Origin of the sequence: Serratia sp. B501, from assembly GCF_051172315.1 — a bacterium.
Classification (GTDB): Bacteria; Pseudomonadota; Gammaproteobacteria; order Enterobacterales; family Enterobacteriaceae; genus Serratia; species Serratia ureilytica.
Map to the genome: position 1 here is coordinate 68,289 of NZ_JBPIZB010000006.1, position 14,502 is coordinate 82,790.

The following is a 14,502-nucleotide window of genomic DNA, read 5'->3' on the forward strand; positions in this document are numbered from 1 at the left end:
TCTTGCTAATCCCCTGTATCAGTCAAGCAGCGATAGCTTTAGCTCTTTGAGTTTGAACGTAATCACTCCACCATTGCATCAAACTCTGTCGCTCTATCAGATATTCTGCACGATTGTATGCTGCGATAATTTCATCTTTTTTTGAGTGGGCAAGCGCTGCCTCAAGAACTTCGGCTCTGAACTTACCAGACTCCTCTGCCGCTGTTCTTGCAATAGAACGCATACCGTGAGCTACAAGCTCGCCTCCGAACCCCATTCGGATGATAGCTGCGTTGGCTGTTTGTTCATGCATATGATTAAGAGGCGCTTTAATGCTGGGGAAAACCCATTCTCTATGCCCACTTATTGATTTCATTAATTCAAGGATGCGCAAAGCTTCTTTACTCAAAGGAACTTTGTGTGGCTTTTTCATTTTCATAAAATCAGCAGGAATGTTCCAAATGCTGTTAGTTGTATCAATATCAGACCACCTTGCGCGAACAGCTTCACCCGGACGAACCCATGTCAACAATTGCCATTCAATTAGCATACGTGTTTCCAACCGGATTGACGCATTCGTCAAAGATTCCATAAACCTTGGCAATTCGCTTGGTGGAAGGGCAGGCATATTTTGCTTTTTTGGTTTACTGAATCTTTGACCAAGGTTGTCAGCCGGGTTGAACTCAATAAGTTCTTCAGTGGCTGCCCACCGGAAGATTTCATTCAGACGAGAAATGATACGGCGTAGAGTTTCCAATACGCCTCGTTGCTCAATCGGATCAAGGTGTTGTTTTAAGAGCTTAGGTCGGATCTCATTGATAGGGACATTACCCAGACCAGGAAAGACATTTCTCTCTAAGCTGCGCCAGATGTCTGCTGCATGGTCTTGTGAGATACCTGATGTCTTTACCTTCTCATCTAACCATTTCCGCGCTACAGCTTGGAGAGTGTGCTCAGTAGCACTCTTTAATGCCTTCGCCTTATCGTTGTTATGGATTTGGGGATCAACACCATTTGCCAGAAAGGAGAGATATTCATCACGTAAGGCTCTGGCTCTTGCAAGGGTAAGGTGAGGATATGTCCCAAGGCTCATTTTGGTTCTTTTCTTGCTCACTGGTACTGCATACCTGAAATACCAATTTTTCTTGCCTCCTTTCGCCAAAGGAGCGATTCGTAGAATCAAACCATCACCGTCAAACAAGTTGATTTCTTTATCGGCTGGCTTGGTGCTTTTGATTTCAGTGTCAGTGAGCTTCTTAGCAATTTTTGCCATTTTGGGACCCTCGGTTTTTGGACCCTTCTTAGTGGGTCCCATTCAGGGTGCCATAACTCGTAGTTCTCAGCAATTCTCACTGGACGACAATAGACGTAAAAAAGCCCGCAGAGCTTGTGCTGTGCGGGCTTAGTAGACTTCATTGTACTTCGAACAACTAATAAAGTGGTGGAGCTGGCGGGAGTTGAACCCGCGTCCGAAATTACTACACCGTCGGCACTACATGCTTAGTCCAATCTTTACATTCGCCGGCCAGCTGCGGATGGACACGCTACTGACAGACTAGCCTGATTGAGTTTAACGCTTCAGCCCCAGGCAGGACATCCACGCGATCTCTTTTGGGTTTGACCTCTCTTGATCCCCGTCCTAAGAGCGGAGGCTAGGGAGAGAGGGCTCTAAGCAGGGTATTAAGCTGCTAAAGCGTAGTTTTCGTCGTTTGCGACTATTTTTTTGCGGCTTTTTACGAGGCCAACCGCCCCTCGGCATGCTCCTAGGGCTTCGCAAATCCCGTCGAATCCAGAATCAGCCCCAAGTAACTTTGTGCAGTATACCAGAAGTTTACCTCGATAAGCCAGCGGCTTAACGATTGGCGTGCTTCATGATACGGGCTTTCGCCGTCTGCCATTCGCGATCTTTGATGTCATCGCGTTTGTCGTGCTCTTTCTTGCCTTTGGCTACGCCGATCTTGATCTTGCTCCAGGCATTTTTCCAATACAGGGACAAGGCCACCACGGTGTAACCGTCGCGGTTGACGCGGCCGAGCAGGGTGTCCAGCTCTCGTCGGTTCAGCAGCAGTTTACGGGTACGCGTCGGATCGCACACCACATGCGACGAAGCCACGTTGAGCGGGGTGATGGTGGCGCCAAACAGGTAGGCTTCACCGTCACGGAACGTCACGTAGCTGTCGCTGAGGTTGGCTTTGCCTGCACGCAGCGATTTAACTTCCCACCCTTGCAGCGACAGGCCCGCCTCGAACTCTTCTTCAATGAAGTATTCGAAACGCGCGCGCTTGTTTTGGGCAATGGTGGCGGAACCGGGTTTGTGTGCTTTTTTCTTTGTCATAGTGCGTTCATTATACTGGATGCTTCAGCGAAAGAAATCCTTTCCCGTTCAGCACCTGCGCAATTTTTCGCATTTTTGGTGCCCTCATCCCTTAGCAGATTTTTTGTTTGCCGCCAGATAAATGGTATTATCTGTACGTTTTATGTCTTACAGGAAATGATATGCCCCAGATCAGTCGGTCTGCATTAGTGCCGTTCAGCGCCGAGCAGATGTATCAGTTGGTTAACGATGTTCATTCTTATCCCGATTTTCTGCCAGGCTGCACCGGCAGCCGGGTGCTTAACGCTACCTCCAACGAAATGACCGCCGCGGTGGACGTCGCCAAGGCAGGTATCAGCAAGACCTTCACCACGCGCAATACGCTGCTGGATAACCAGAGCATCAATATGCAGCTGGTCGATGGTCCGTTCCGCAAGCTGATGGGTGGCTGGCAGTTCACGCCGCTGAGCGAAGAGGCCTGCAAGGTGGAGCTGCACCTGGACTTCGAGTTCACCAACAAACTGATAGAGCTGGCGTTCGGCAAGGTGTTCAAAGAGCTGGCGGGCAGCATGGTGCAGGCATTTACCCAGCGGGCGAAAGAGGTCTACAGTGTCTGACATCCAGGTCGAGGTGGTGTACGCCTTGCCGGAGCGGCAGTACCTGCGCAAGGTGAAGCTGGCCGAGGGCAGCAGCGTCGAGCAGGCGATCCAGGCTTCGGGCCTGCTGGAGCTGCGCCAGGATATCGATCTTAAAAGCAACAAAATCGGCATCTACAGCCGCCCGGCCAAGCTGGGCGATACGCTGAACGACGGCGACCGGGTGGAGATCTACCGGCCGCTGATCGCCGATCCGAAAGAGCTGCGCCGGCAACGGGCAGAAAAGGCAAAAAAATAAGGCGCTTAAGCGCCTTATTTTTTATCTGAGACTGATTTTCTCTTCCGCGTTGCAGCCTGCGACTGTCATGAGGAACATCGTGCCACCTCATGGGCCGGAAGAGCGGGCGGCGCCGATTACTTGGTCAGCGCCGGTTTGTTCTGGATATCGGTCAACACGCCTGCGCTGTCGAAGGTCAGCGTCAGCGTCTGCTGGGTGATGTCTTCATGGCCAGGCTGCTGGCGGAACACATAGAACCACGTCTGAGTCCCGAACGGGTCTTGCAGCATTGGTGTGCCCAATGTGTAAGCGACCTGTTGTTGGGTCATCCCTTTCTGAATTTTCGCCACGTCGGTCGACGTCAGGTAGTTCCCCTGATTGATGTCAGGACGATAAACCACCTTTTCAAAAGTAGAACAGCCTGCAGTCAGCATCACAAAAACTACAGCGGCGGCAGTCAGCGTTTTACAGCGCATAGTAATCACATTCCTTTAGGGCATAGGATGCCGATGATAATAGACCTTGCGGCAGTTGGAAACCTTTATACCCTTCATCTTTCACGTTGCGACGCGTTGGCTTTCCTTTAGCACCTCAAGCGCTTGGCCTTTTTCAGGCTGTTGAGATGGCTTTGGATCACCGCCGCGCCGCACTTTAGATATTTCTCGGGCCAACAGCGTCACTGTCAGACCGCAGGAAAGTGAAAAAGTTGAGCTTTTTTATGCCGCCAGCAGTTCTTTGGCGTTCGCCAACGTATTGCGGGTGACTTCGCTGCCGCCGAGCAGGCGCGCCAGCTCCTGCAGCCGGGCGCGTTTATCCAGCGGCGCCATCTGGGTTTCGGTAACCGTGCCGTCGGTCTGCTTGCTGACGAACAGGTGCTGATGCCCGCATCCGGCCACCTGCGGCAGGTGGGTGACGCACATCACCTGGGTGGATTCGCCGAGCTGGCGCAGCAGGCGGCCGACGATGGCGGCGGTCGGGCCGCTGATGCCCACGTCCACCTCATCGAAGATCAGCGCCGGGGTTTCCATCTTGCGGGCGGTGATCACCTGAATGGCCAGCGCGATGCGCGACAGCTCACCGCCGGAGGCGACCTTCGCCAGCGGCTGCAGCGGCTGCCCCGGGTTGGTGGAGACGCAGAACTCGGTGCGGCTGGCCCCTTCGGCGCTCAGGTGCTGCGGTTCGAAGCGCACGTCGATGTTGAATTTGCCGTGCGGCATGGAGAGCGCCTGCATGCTGTCGGTGATTAGCGTGGTCAGCTCGGCGGCGTAGTGCAGGCGTTTCTGGTGCAGCTCTTCCGCCAGCGCCAGCGCCTGCTGATGATGCAGGGTCACCGCCTCGTTCAGGTGCTCATGGTCGCTTTCCTGCTGAGACAGCAGCTGCTGTTCATCCAGCAACTGCTGATGCAGCTGCGGCAGCTCTTCCGGCGCGACCTGGTGTTTGCGCGCCAGGCTGATTTGACGCGACAGGCGCTGTTCCAGCTCGTGCAGGCGATTGGGATCGAGATCCATGCGATCGGCGTAATGGCGCAGTTCGTCGCTGGCTTCGCTGATCTGGATAGAGGCCTCTTCCAGCATGTCCAGCAGACCGCTGAGCTTATCGTCCAGCCCGGCCAGCTCAAGCAGCAGGTGTTTGGCGCTGTAAAGCTGGCTGAGCATGTTGTTCTCGTCGCTGTCGGCCAGCAGCTGCAGCGTTTGCTGGCTGAGGGTCAGCAGTTGGCCGCTGTTGGCCAGGCGCTTGTACTCGGCGTCGGTCTGTTCGAACTCGCCGGCCTGCGGCGCGAATTCGTTCAGCTCTTTCAATTGGTATTGCAGCAGCTGCTTGCGCGCTTCGCGCTCGATGGACTGCTGCTGATGGTGCGCCAGCTCGCGGCAGCTCTGATGCCAGCGTTGGTAGGCCTGGCTCATCGCCGCCAGCAGGGCGGGTTCGTCGGCGTAGGCGTCGAGCAGCGCTTTTTGGTGCTCCGGCTTGAGCAGCAGCTGATGGGCGTGTTGACCGTGGATTTGGATTAGGCGTTGCCCCAGCTCACGCAGCTGCGACAGTGGCACGGCGGTGCCGTTGATAAAGCCGCGCGAACGGCCGTCGGCGTTGATCACCCGGCGCAGCAGGCATTCGTTGCTGTCGTCCAGCTGGTTTTGCTCCAGCCACGCGCGCGCGGACGGGGTGTCCGCCAGCGAGAAGCGGGCGCAGATGTCGGCGCGGGCGGCTCCCAGGCGCACCACGTTGCCGTCGGCGCGGTTGCCGAGGCACAGCCCCAGCGCATCGATGGCGATGGATTTGCCGGCGCCGGTTTCACCGGTGATCGCCGTCATGCCCGGTTGAAAATCGATTTCCAACTCACGAACGATAGCAAAGTTGCTGATGGTTAATTGCGCCAGCATGGGAACCTTCCTGTGTATAAACACATAACTGTAGTTTCATACAGTATAAACTGGTTTTATATACAGTAAAGTGGCCGATGCAGATTTTAGAACAATTTTTTCGACCAGCCCAACTTGGTGCTTAACGTGTTGAAATAGCTGTAGTCCTTCGGGTGAATCAGGTTCAGATGGAAGTTGCTGCGGCGGATCAGCACTTCTTCGCCTTCCTGGATCGGCAGTGCGATCTGGCTGTCGCAGCTGATCTCCAGATCGCTGCCGATCTGCGAGAATTTCAGGCGGATGGTGCTGTCGCCGTTGATCACCAACGGCCGGGCGGAAAGGGTGTGCGGGAACATCGGCACCAGCGCGATCGCCTCCAGCGACGGGGTGAGGATCGGCCCGCCGGCGGAGAGCGAGTAGGCGGTGGAGCCGGTCGGCGTGGCGATGATCAGGCCGTCCGAGCGCTGCGAGAAGGCGAAGCGATCGTCGATGTACACCTCGAATTCGATCATGTGCGCCACTTTGCCGGGGTGCAGCACCACTTCGTTGATGGCGGTGCTGATGCGGCACTGCTGGTGCTCTTTATGCACGATGGTTTCCAGCAGGAAACGCTGTTCGTCGATGTACTCGCCTTCCAGCACGTCCGCCAGCTGCTGCAGGGCGTTGTCGGGATCGAGATCGGTGAGGAAACCGAGGTTGCCGCGGTTGACTCCGATTACCTTGATGTCGTAGCGCGCCAGCACGCGCGCGGCGCCGAGCATGTTGCCGTCGCCGCCGACCACCACCGCCAGATCGGCGCGCTGGCCGATATCCGCCAGGCTGCCGGTGACGGCGTCTTTCAGCCCCAAATCATGGGCGATTTGGCGTTCGACCATCACCGAATAGCCGCGGGCGACCAGCCAGTGGAACAGCATCTCGTGGGTTGCCAGCGCTGAAGGGTGACGCGGGTGGCCAACAATGCCAATACAGGCGAATTTTTTATTCATTTGTTGTGATTTTCCTCACCGGGACCCGTTTATGCCCCACATTGTGACCGGTTGACTTGAAACCCCGGTTTTGATCCCCATAATAAGCCAAGTTGCGAGATTAATGCTAAAACGCGGAGATATTCATGAGTAGTAAAGAACAGAAGACGCCAAACGAGCAAGTCTCGGAAGAAATGGAACAACACGCTCATCACGAGGATACGCTGCCGGAAGCGGCGGAAGGCGTCGATCTGCGCGATGCGCGTATCGCCGAACTGGAAGCCCAACTGGCGGAAGCTCAGCAGCACGAGCGCGACAGCCTGCTGCGCGCCAAAGCGGAAGCGGAGAACATCCGTCGCCGCGCCGAACTGGACGTCGAGAAAGCGCACAAGTTCGCCCTGGAGAAATTCTCCGGCGATCTGCTGCCGGTGATCGACAACCTGGAGCGCGCGCTGGATCTGGCGGATAAAAACAATCCGGAACTGGCTGCGATGATCGAAGGCATCGAGCTGACGCTGAAATCGCTGCTGGACGTGGTGCGCAAGTACGGCATCGAAATCGTCGGCGACGTCAACGTGCCGTTCAACCCGGAAGTGCATCAGGCGATGAGCATGATGGAATCCGCCGATCACCAGCCGAACCACGTGATGATGGTGATGCAGAAAGGCTATACGCTGAACGGCCGCCTGCTGCGTCCGGCGATGGTCGCGGTCTCCAAGGCCAAGGCGTAATCGCCCCGGCAACGATATAAAGAAAGGCACCCGAGGGTGCCTTTTTTGTCTCTGGACTACGCCTGCGGCAGGCGCGGCATCCAGTCGATCGGCGTGAGCCCTTGCTGCTCCAGCAGCTGATTGGCCTGCGAGAAGTGGCGGCAGCCGAGGAAACCGCGGTGCGCGGAGAGCGGCGACGGGTGCGGCGCTTTCAGCACATGGTGGCGGTTGCGGTCGATAAAGTTGCCTTTCTTCTGCGCGTGCGAGCCCCACAGCAGGAACACCACGCCTTCGCGGTTCTCGTTCAGGGCGGCAATCACCTTATCGGTAAAGGTTTCCCAGCCCAGGTTGGCGTGCGAGTGCGCGCGGCCGCCTTCCACCGTCAGCACGGTGTTGAGCAGTAGCACCCCCTGTTCGGCCCAGCTTTGCAGGTAGCCGTGATCCGGGCGCTCGAAACCGGGAATGTCGGTCGCCAGCTCTTTATACATGTTCACCAGCGACGGCGGCGCCGGCACGCCGGGGCGCACCGAGAAAGAGAGGCCGTGCGCCTGATTGGGGCCGTGGTAGGGATCCTGGCCGAGGATGACGACTTTGACATCCGCCAGCTCGGTAAAGCGGAACGCGTTGAACACGTCCTTCTGCGGTGGATAAATGGTCTTACCGGCCTGGCGCTCAGCGGCAACAAAGGCGAGCGTTTCAACAAAATAGGGCTGCTCTTTCTCTTTGCCGATCACGTCATGCCAGGTGAGGGAGGTGGCCATAAACGCTCTCCTTTGTTTTCTTTAGCAATTCATGGGCTATAGCTTACCGTGTCGGCCCGCGCAGCGAAACCCGCTTTTCATTTCTCACTGTCACGCGTAATGCAATTATTTTTGAAAATTTACAAAAATAATTGTTTTTTAGCGCGACGGGAAAATTGATATAAAACATAAATTTGCCCCTTCACGCCTTGTGCCTACCCGGTAAAAATTGACTTTAATCAAAGAACTGGCCCGGTCAGGCTGGTATACAGAACAACAAGACAACAATGGTTTTACCAAATGGCCGAAACCAGAATTGGGTTTTCTCACGATGTGAATTTTTACGCCCTTGTACGGAGGCAACATAATGATTACCGGTATTCAAATTACCAAAGCGAACGACCAGGCGCTGGTGAATTCTTTCTGGCTGCTGGACGATGAAAAAGCGGAAGCTCGCTGCGTGTGCGCCAAGGCCAACTACGCGGAAGATCAGGTTGTCGCGGTCAGCGATCTGGGTCAGATCGAATACCGTGAAGTGCCGCTGGAAATGCAGCCGACCGTGCGCGTGGAAGGCGGCCAGCACCTGAACGTCAACGTGCTGCGTCGCGAAACCCTGGAAGACGCGGTCAAGCATCCGGAAAAATACCCGCAGCTGACCATCCGCGTGTCCGGCTATGCGGTGCGTTTCAATTCCCTGACGCCGGAACAGCAGCGCGACGTTATCGCCCGCACCTTTACCGAAAGCCTGTAATCGGCGGCGCAGTCAATCAGGGAGCTTCGGCTCCCTTTTTTGCACTTGATGACCGAAAACTGAAGGCGGATCACATTCTGCACAAAGATAAGCATTCCTGATACAGAACTCATCCGACCTGCCGATAGCTAAATCAGCACCTATTCAGGTGCTAAATAAAAAAGTCTATCGACAAGGAGTCGGCATGAGTATGCCTTTAAGTTTTACCTCTGCAGTATCCCCGGTGGCCGCGATCCCTACACCTCGCGCCGCTGCCGAAACGGCGACGGCATCGCAGCCTGCGGCAGCGCCGGCAAATCCGGCGCCGGTGGCCACCCCTTCTCAGAATACGCTGAACGCGCAGAACCTGTTGAATACGCTGGTCGGCGATATCTCCGCGGCGGCGCCGACGGCGGTTGCGCCGGGCGTGACCCGGGGACAACAATCTCAGGAAGGCGATTATGCGTTGGCGCTGTTGGCCAAGGACGTTTACTCGCTGAACGGCCAGGGCGCCGCCGGGTTCAACCGTCTGAGCGACAGCGCGTTGCTCGGGTTCGGCATCGATCCCGCCAGCCTGCACGACGCGGGCAGCGGTTTCCAGGCCGGGATTTACAGCAACGACAAGCAGTATGTGTTGGCGTTCGCCGGCACCAACGACTGGCGCGACTGGCTGAGCAACGTGCGGCAGGCGACGGGTTATGACGATGTGCAGTACAATCAGGCGGTTGCCGCCGCCAAAAGCGCCAAGGCGGCCTTCGGCGATGCGCTGGTGATCGCCGGTCATTCGCTCGGCGGCGGTCTGGCGGCCACGGCGGCGCTGGCGACCGGCACCGTCGCGGTCACCTTCAACGCGGCCGGGGTGTCGGATTACACCCTGAATCGCCTGGGGATCGATCCGGCGGCGGCGAAGAAAGACGCCGAAGCCGGGGGCATTCGCCGTTACAGCGAGCAATATGACATGCTGACCAGCACCCAGGAATCGACTTCGCTGATCCCGGACGCCATCGGCCACAACATTACCCTGGCCAACAACGATACCCTGACCGGCATCGATGACTGGCGGCCGAGCAAACATCTGGATCGCAGCCTGACGGCGCACGGCATCGACAAGGTGATAAGCTCGATGGCGGAACAAAAGCCGTGGGAGGCGAAGGCCAATGCCTGAAGGGCGTCGCTTGCGGCGGGCGCTGGCGATAGCCTTACTGGCGCTGGTCGCGGTGACCGGTTTACTGATGATGGCTAAGGAGCAACAGATGGGGCAGGAGATTTCACCGTTTGACGGCCGCAGCAACCAGGCGCTGGCTCAGGCGGTGGCGCGCGGCGATACGCAGGGCATCGGTGCGCAGGCCATACAGGAGCGCTTGCGCGAACGGGGCGATCGGCAGGTCACGCTGTTGCAGTGGGCAGTGCTTTCGCAGCAGCCGGCCAGCGTGCAGACGTTGCTGGAGCTCGGTGCCGACCCGGCGACGGCGGGGCTGGACGGCAACAGCGCGCTGCACACCGCGGCGATGTTGCAAGACGCACAGTATCTGCGGTTGTTGCTGACCGAAGGGGCGCAGGTGAATGTGCGCAATGCCGTTACCGGCGCCACGCCGCTCGCGGCGGCGGTGCTGGCCGGGCGTGAGGAGCCGCTGCGGCTGCTGTTGGCGGCCGGGGCGGACACCACGTTGAGCGATCGGCTGGGGGATACCCCGCTGCATCTGGCGGCGAAGATCAACGCGCCGCACCTGGCGCTGTTGCTGTTGCAGGCCGGTGCCGATGCCCGGGCGCGCAATCAGCAGGGTTATGCGTTCCAGTTTTACTTCTCGCAAACGCCGGCGCATTTGCAGAATGACGAGCTGAAGGCGCAGTTCCGCGAGCTGGATAAATGGCTGCAGGGGCGCCGCCTGGCCACGCATTACGCGCAGCAGTAAACGCCCATAAAAAAACCGCCTGTACAGGCGGTTTTTTCTTAGGCAGCGGCGGTTATTGCGCGTCGCCGGCCGGTTTGGCCTTCGCCTGACGGCGTTTGCCGACGTTTTTGGCGTCGCGATGGCGCACTTTCACCTTGGCCTTTTCTTTGTTCTTCGCCTTGTCTTCCGCGCGCTTGGCCAGCACTTTCTTCGACGGTTTACCATTGCTCTTCTCGTTCGGCACCTTGGTTTTCGGCCGCAGTTCGTCGATCACGCGCGCTTTCAGCGGCTCGTTCAGGTAACGGCCCACTTTGCCCAGCAGCAGATGGTCGTGCGCTTCCACCAGCGAAATGGCAGTGCCTTTGCGCCCGGCGCGGCCGGTACGGCCGATGCGGTGCAGGTAGGTATCCGCAGTGCGCGGCATGTCGAAGTTGAACACGTGGGTGATATCGAGGATATCCAGGCCGCGCGCGGCAACGTCGGTGGCCACCAGCACGTTAACCCGGCCATCCATCATGCGTTTGACCGCTTCGTTGCGTTTGGCCTGCACCATTTCGCCTTCGAGATAGCAGGTGTTGATGCCCGCTTCGCGCAGCCAGGTGGCCAGTTCGTGCACGCGCTCGCGCTTGCGCACGAAGATCACCGATTTCTGCACGTCCGGCTGCTTCAGCAGGTGGATCAGCAGCGCGGTTTTGTGCTGCACGTCATCGGCGCGATAGTACCATTGCAGGATCTTTTTGCGTTCGCGGCGCGACGGATCGGCTTCCACTTCCACCGGCTCTTTCAGGATGCGCTCGGCGAATTCGCGGATCGCTTCGCCTTCCAGCGTGGCGGAGAACAGCAGCGTCTGGTTGCGCCAGCGGGTTTCGGCGGAGATGGTTTCGATGTCCTGCGCGAAGCCCATGTCGAGCATGCGGTCGGCTTCGTCGAGAATCAGGGTTTCCACCGCGCGGCAGTCGAAGTTCTCTTCTTTAATGTATTGCAGCAAGCGGCCGGTGGTGGCGACCACCACGTCCTGGTTTTCGCTGAACACTTCCGCGTGGTTCATGTAAGCGACGCCGCCGGTGATGGTGGCGATATCCAGCGAGGTATGAGCAGCCAATTCACGCGCCTGGTCGGCGACCTGCATCGCCAGTTCACGCGTTGGCGTCAGGATCAGCACGCGCGGCGGGCCGGATTTCTTGCGTGGAAAGTCCAGCAGGTGCTGCAACACGGGCAGCAGGAAGGCGGCGGTTTTGCCGGTGCCGGTCGGAGCCGAACCTAAGACGTCGCGCCCGTCCATCGCCGGCGGGATCGCAGCGGCCTGAATGGCGGTGGGGCGATCGTAGCCTTTGTCGCGCAGCGCGTCGATCAGGCGATCATCGAGTTCGAGTTCGGAAAAAGTGGTTGCTGTCATGGTCTACCTCTACTTGGGGCGCCGATTATAGACGGGTTGGCCGCGATCTTCACCTATTTAAGCGGAAAGCCGCTCTTTTCCCGCCGATCAGATTGCCTTATGCTACGCCAGTTTTATAGCCAGGTGGTGAGTGTGAGCAAGCGATCGAAAGCCGATTTTACCCCGCGCCGCGGGGGTTTTACCTTTAAACAATTCTTTGTCGCCCACGATCGTTGCGCCATGAAAGTGGGCACCGACGGGGTGCTGCTCGGCGCCTGGGCGCCGCTGGGGCAAGCACGCCGGGTGCTGGACATCGGCAGCGGCAGCGGGCTGATCGCGCTGATGCTGGCGCAGCGCAGCGGCGACGAAGTGACCATCGATGCGGTGGAGCTGGATGAAACCGCCGCCGGCCAGGCGCGCGAAAACGCGGCGGAATCGCCGTGGCCGCAGCGCATCCGCGTGCATGCGCAGGATATTCACCATTATGCGCAGCAGCATGCCGCTGAGTATGATCTGATCGTCAGCAATCCGCCTTATTTTGAGCCGGCGGTGGCCTGCCGAGACCAGGCGCGCCACAACGCGCGCTACACCGAAACCCTGACGCACGAGGCGCTGTTAGCCTGTGCAGTACAGCTGCTGGCGGAACAGGGTACGTTCTGCGTGGTGCTGCCGCACGACATCGGCGCCGAATTCGAACGCCTGGCGCAGCAAAGCGGTTGGCACACGGCGGCGAAAGTGAACGTCAGCGATCGGGCCGATACGCCGCTGCACCGGGTGTTGCTGGCGCTGACACGGCGGGAAACGCCGCTGCGGGAGCAGGCGCTGGCGATCAAACAGGCCGACGGCAGCTATACCGACGATTTCCGCCGGTTGATCACCGACTTCTACCTGTTCTACTGAAAAGAACAGGGCGTCGATAAGGCGCCCTGTCGCAGAGTTTAAGGCTGCAAAATGGTCGGCAGCGCTTCCGGCAGCAAATCCGGGTAGTCCAGCGTGTAGTGCAGGCCGCGGCTCTCTTTGCGCGCCATGGCGCTGCGCACGATAAGCTCGGCCACCTGCACCAGATTGCGCAGCTCCAGCAGGTTGTTGGAGATGCGGAAGTGAGCGTAGTACTCGTCGATTTCCGCCTGCAGCGTGTTGATGCGGCGCAGGGCGCGCTCAAGGCGCTTGGTGGTGCGCACGATGCCGACGTAATCCCACATGAACAGCCGCAGCTCGTGCCAGTTGTGTTGAATCACCACCCGTTCGTCCGCATCGTCCACCCGGCTTTCATCCCAGTGCGGCACCTGTTTGGCCTGCTGGATGAACGGCAGGCGCTGCAGAATGTCTTCCGCCGCCGACCAACCGTAAACCAGGCACTCCAGCAGCGAATTCGACGCCATGCGATTGGCGCCGTGCAGGCCGGTGTAGCTGACCTCGCCGATGGCGTACAGCCCGTCGAGATCGGTGCGGCCGTGCTGATCGACCATCACGCCGCCGCAGGTGTAGTGCGCCGCCGGGACGATGGGGATCGGTTGCCGAGTCAGATCGAAGCCCAGCGTCAGCAGCTTTTCGTGGATCATCGGGAAATGCTGGGTGATGAACTCCGCCGGCTTGTGGCTGATGTCCAGGTACATGCAGTCGGCGCCCAGGCGCTTCATTTCATGGTCGATGGCGCGGGCGACGATATCGCGCGGGGCCAGTTCGCCACGCGGGTCGAAATCCGGCATAAAGCGGCTGCCGTCCGGGCGCTTCAGGTAAGCCCCTTCGCCGCGCAGCGCTTCGGTCAGCAGGAAGTTGCGCGCCTGCGGGTGGAACAGGCAGGTCGGGTGGAACTGGTTGAACTCCAGGTTGGCGACCCGGCAGCCGGCGCGCCAGGCCATGGCGATGCCGTCGCCGGAGGAGATGTCCGGGTTGGTGGTGTATTGGTATACCTTGGCCGCGCCGCCGGTGGCCAGCACCACCGTTTTGGCGCGGTAGGTTTCCACCCGCTCGAGCTCGCGGTTCCAGACGTAAGCGCCCACGACTCGGCGGGTGCCCGGCAGGCCTATTTTGTTCGAGGTAATAAGGTCAACCGCGTTGCGGCGTTCCATCACGCAAATATTGGGGTGAGCGCTTGCTTTCCCCACCAGCGTGGTCTCTACTTCCTTACCGGTAGCGTCCGCGGCGTGCAGGATGCGGCGATGGCTGTGGCCGCCTTCGCGCGTGAGGTGATAATGCGCCTCGCCCTGCGCGTTGACCTCGGTGTCGAACAGCACGCCCTGATCGATCAGCCACTGCACGCAGTGGCGCGCGTTGCCGGCGATGAATTCGACGGCCTCTTTGTCGCACAGGCCGGCGCCGGCAATCAAAGTGTCATCAACGTGTGAGGCAATGCTGTCCGTCTCATCGAACACCGCGGCGATCCCGCCTTGGGCGTAAAAGGTGGCCCCCTCGCTGAGCGGCCCCTTGCTGAGAACGGTAACCTTGCAATGCTGCGCCAGGCGCAGCGCCAGTGACAGGCCCGCAGCGCCGCTGCCGACGATCAGTACATCGCTAACATGTTCAGATGATGGTTGCATAACGTATGATGTGTGCAGAAGAAGAGT

15 protein-coding genes and 1 other RNA gene are annotated in these 14,502 nt (G+C 58.7%); 7 read left to right on the forward strand and 9 right to left on the reverse strand.

Going from position 1 to position 14,502, the window contains the following annotated elements; genetic code table 11:
• Positions 1 to 22: 22 nt before the first annotated feature.
• The 3 genes from ACSBQV_RS18040 to smpB form a co-directional block, all read right to left on the reverse strand.
• Positions 23 to 1,252 (reverse strand): integrase domain-containing protein, encoded by a 1,230-nt coding sequence (locus ACSBQV_RS18040; protein ID WP_063268356.1) that lies wholly within the window; start codon positions 1,250 to 1,252, stop codon positions 23 to 25.
• A 166-nt stretch (positions 1,253 to 1,418) separates the two neighbouring features.
• Positions 1,419 to 1,782: a transfer-messenger RNA gene (gene ssrA, locus ACSBQV_RS18045) on the reverse strand.
• 49 nt (positions 1,783 to 1,831) lie between these two features.
• Entirely contained in the window at positions 1,832 to 2,314 is a 483-nt protein-coding gene (smpB, locus tag ACSBQV_RS18050; protein WP_016929804.1) for an SsrA-binding protein SmpB, read from the reverse strand.
• Positions 2,315 to 2,475: 161 nt separating this feature from the next.
• Here smpB and ACSBQV_RS18055 point away from each other — a divergent pair, with 161 nt between their 5' ends.
• Both ACSBQV_RS18055 and ACSBQV_RS18060 read left to right on the forward strand, forming a co-directional pair.
• Positions 2,476 to 2,910, forward strand: coding sequence for a type II toxin-antitoxin system RatA family toxin (locus ACSBQV_RS18055; protein WP_004929096.1), 435 nt, complete (start codon positions 2,476 to 2,478; stop codon positions 2,908 to 2,910).
• Positions 2,903 to 3,187, forward strand: a complete 285-nt coding sequence (locus ACSBQV_RS18060; protein WP_004929098.1) for an RnfH family protein — start codon at positions 2,903 to 2,905, stop codon at positions 3,185 to 3,187. Before ACSBQV_RS18055 ends, ACSBQV_RS18060 begins: the two co-directional genes overlap by 8 nt.
• Positions 3,188 to 3,303: 116 nt before the next feature.
• On the opposite strand, the gene bamE is transcribed toward ACSBQV_RS18060, so the two are convergent.
• From bamE to nadK, 3 genes are all read right to left on the reverse strand, one after another.
• Entirely contained in the window at positions 3,304 to 3,642 is a 339-nt protein-coding gene (bamE, locus tag ACSBQV_RS18065) for an outer membrane protein assembly factor BamE (RefSeq protein ID WP_044030646.1), read from the reverse strand.
• 240 nt (positions 3,643 to 3,882) lie between these two features.
• Positions 3,883 to 5,544, reverse strand: coding sequence for a DNA repair protein RecN (gene recN, locus ACSBQV_RS18070; RefSeq protein WP_048325148.1), 1,662 nt, complete (start codon positions 5,542 to 5,544; stop codon positions 3,883 to 3,885).
• 86 nt (positions 5,545 to 5,630) lie between these two features.
• The gene (nadK, locus tag ACSBQV_RS18075; protein ID WP_004929107.1) at positions 5,631 to 6,509 is read right to left on the reverse strand and encodes an NAD(+) kinase; all 879 of its coding nucleotides are present in this window, start codon (positions 6,507 to 6,509) and stop codon (positions 5,631 to 5,633) included.
• 125 nt (positions 6,510 to 6,634) lie between these two features.
• Here nadK and grpE point away from each other — a divergent pair, with 125 nt between their 5' ends.
• On the forward strand, positions 6,635 to 7,219 hold the full coding sequence (grpE, locus tag ACSBQV_RS18080) for a nucleotide exchange factor GrpE (RefSeq protein ID WP_025159545.1): 585 nt from the start codon (positions 6,635 to 6,637) through the stop codon (positions 7,217 to 7,219).
• A 56-nt stretch (positions 7,220 to 7,275) separates the two neighbouring features.
• Here grpE and ung read toward each other — a convergent pair whose 3' ends face one another.
• On the reverse strand, positions 7,276 to 7,959 hold the full coding sequence (gene ung, locus ACSBQV_RS18085) for a uracil-DNA glycosylase (protein WP_004929112.1): 684 nt from the start codon (positions 7,957 to 7,959) through the stop codon (positions 7,276 to 7,278).
• Between the two features lie 346 nt (positions 7,960 to 8,305).
• Here ung and grcA point away from each other — a divergent pair, with 346 nt between their 5' ends.
• The 3 genes from grcA to ACSBQV_RS18100 all read left to right on the forward strand — a co-directional run bounded on the left by grcA (position 8,306) and on the right by ACSBQV_RS18100 (position 10,581).
• Positions 8,306 to 8,689 (forward strand): autonomous glycyl radical cofactor GrcA, encoded by a 384-nt coding sequence (gene grcA, locus ACSBQV_RS18090; RefSeq protein ID WP_004929114.1) that lies wholly within the window; start codon positions 8,306 to 8,308, stop codon positions 8,687 to 8,689.
• Positions 8,690 to 8,873: 184 nt separating this feature from the next.
• Positions 8,874 to 9,833, forward strand: coding sequence for a DUF2974 domain-containing protein (locus tag ACSBQV_RS18095; protein ID WP_033644128.1), 960 nt, complete (start codon positions 8,874 to 8,876; stop codon positions 9,831 to 9,833).
• Positions 9,826 to 10,581: an ankyrin repeat domain-containing protein gene (locus ACSBQV_RS18100; protein ID WP_099782382.1), complete on the forward strand. Its 756-nt coding sequence runs from the start codon at positions 9,826 to 9,828 to the stop codon at positions 10,579 to 10,581. The genes ACSBQV_RS18095 and ACSBQV_RS18100 overlap by 8 nt, the downstream gene beginning before the upstream one ends.
• Positions 10,582 to 10,633: 52 nt before the next feature.
• On the opposite strand, the gene srmB is transcribed toward ACSBQV_RS18100, so the two are convergent.
• On the reverse strand, positions 10,634 to 11,956 hold the full coding sequence (gene srmB / locus ACSBQV_RS18105; RefSeq protein ID WP_004929122.1) for an ATP-dependent RNA helicase SrmB: 1,323 nt from the start codon (positions 11,954 to 11,956) through the stop codon (positions 10,634 to 10,636).
• Between the two features lie 99 nt (positions 11,957 to 12,055).
• On the opposite strand from srmB, the gene trmN reads away from it, so the two are divergent.
• The gene (trmN, locus tag ACSBQV_RS18110) at positions 12,056 to 12,835 is read left to right on the forward strand and encodes a tRNA(1)(Val) (adenine(37)-N(6))-methyltransferase TrmN (protein ID WP_099782383.1); all 780 of its coding nucleotides are present in this window, start codon (positions 12,056 to 12,058) and stop codon (positions 12,833 to 12,835) included.
• A gap of 38 nt (positions 12,836 to 12,873) precedes the next feature.
• Here trmN and nadB read toward each other — a convergent pair whose 3' ends face one another.
• Positions 12,874 to 14,475 (reverse strand): L-aspartate oxidase, encoded by a 1,602-nt coding sequence (gene nadB / locus ACSBQV_RS18115; protein WP_016929796.1) that lies wholly within the window; start codon positions 14,473 to 14,475, stop codon positions 12,874 to 12,876.
• Between the last annotated feature and the right edge of the window lie 27 nt (positions 14,476 to 14,502).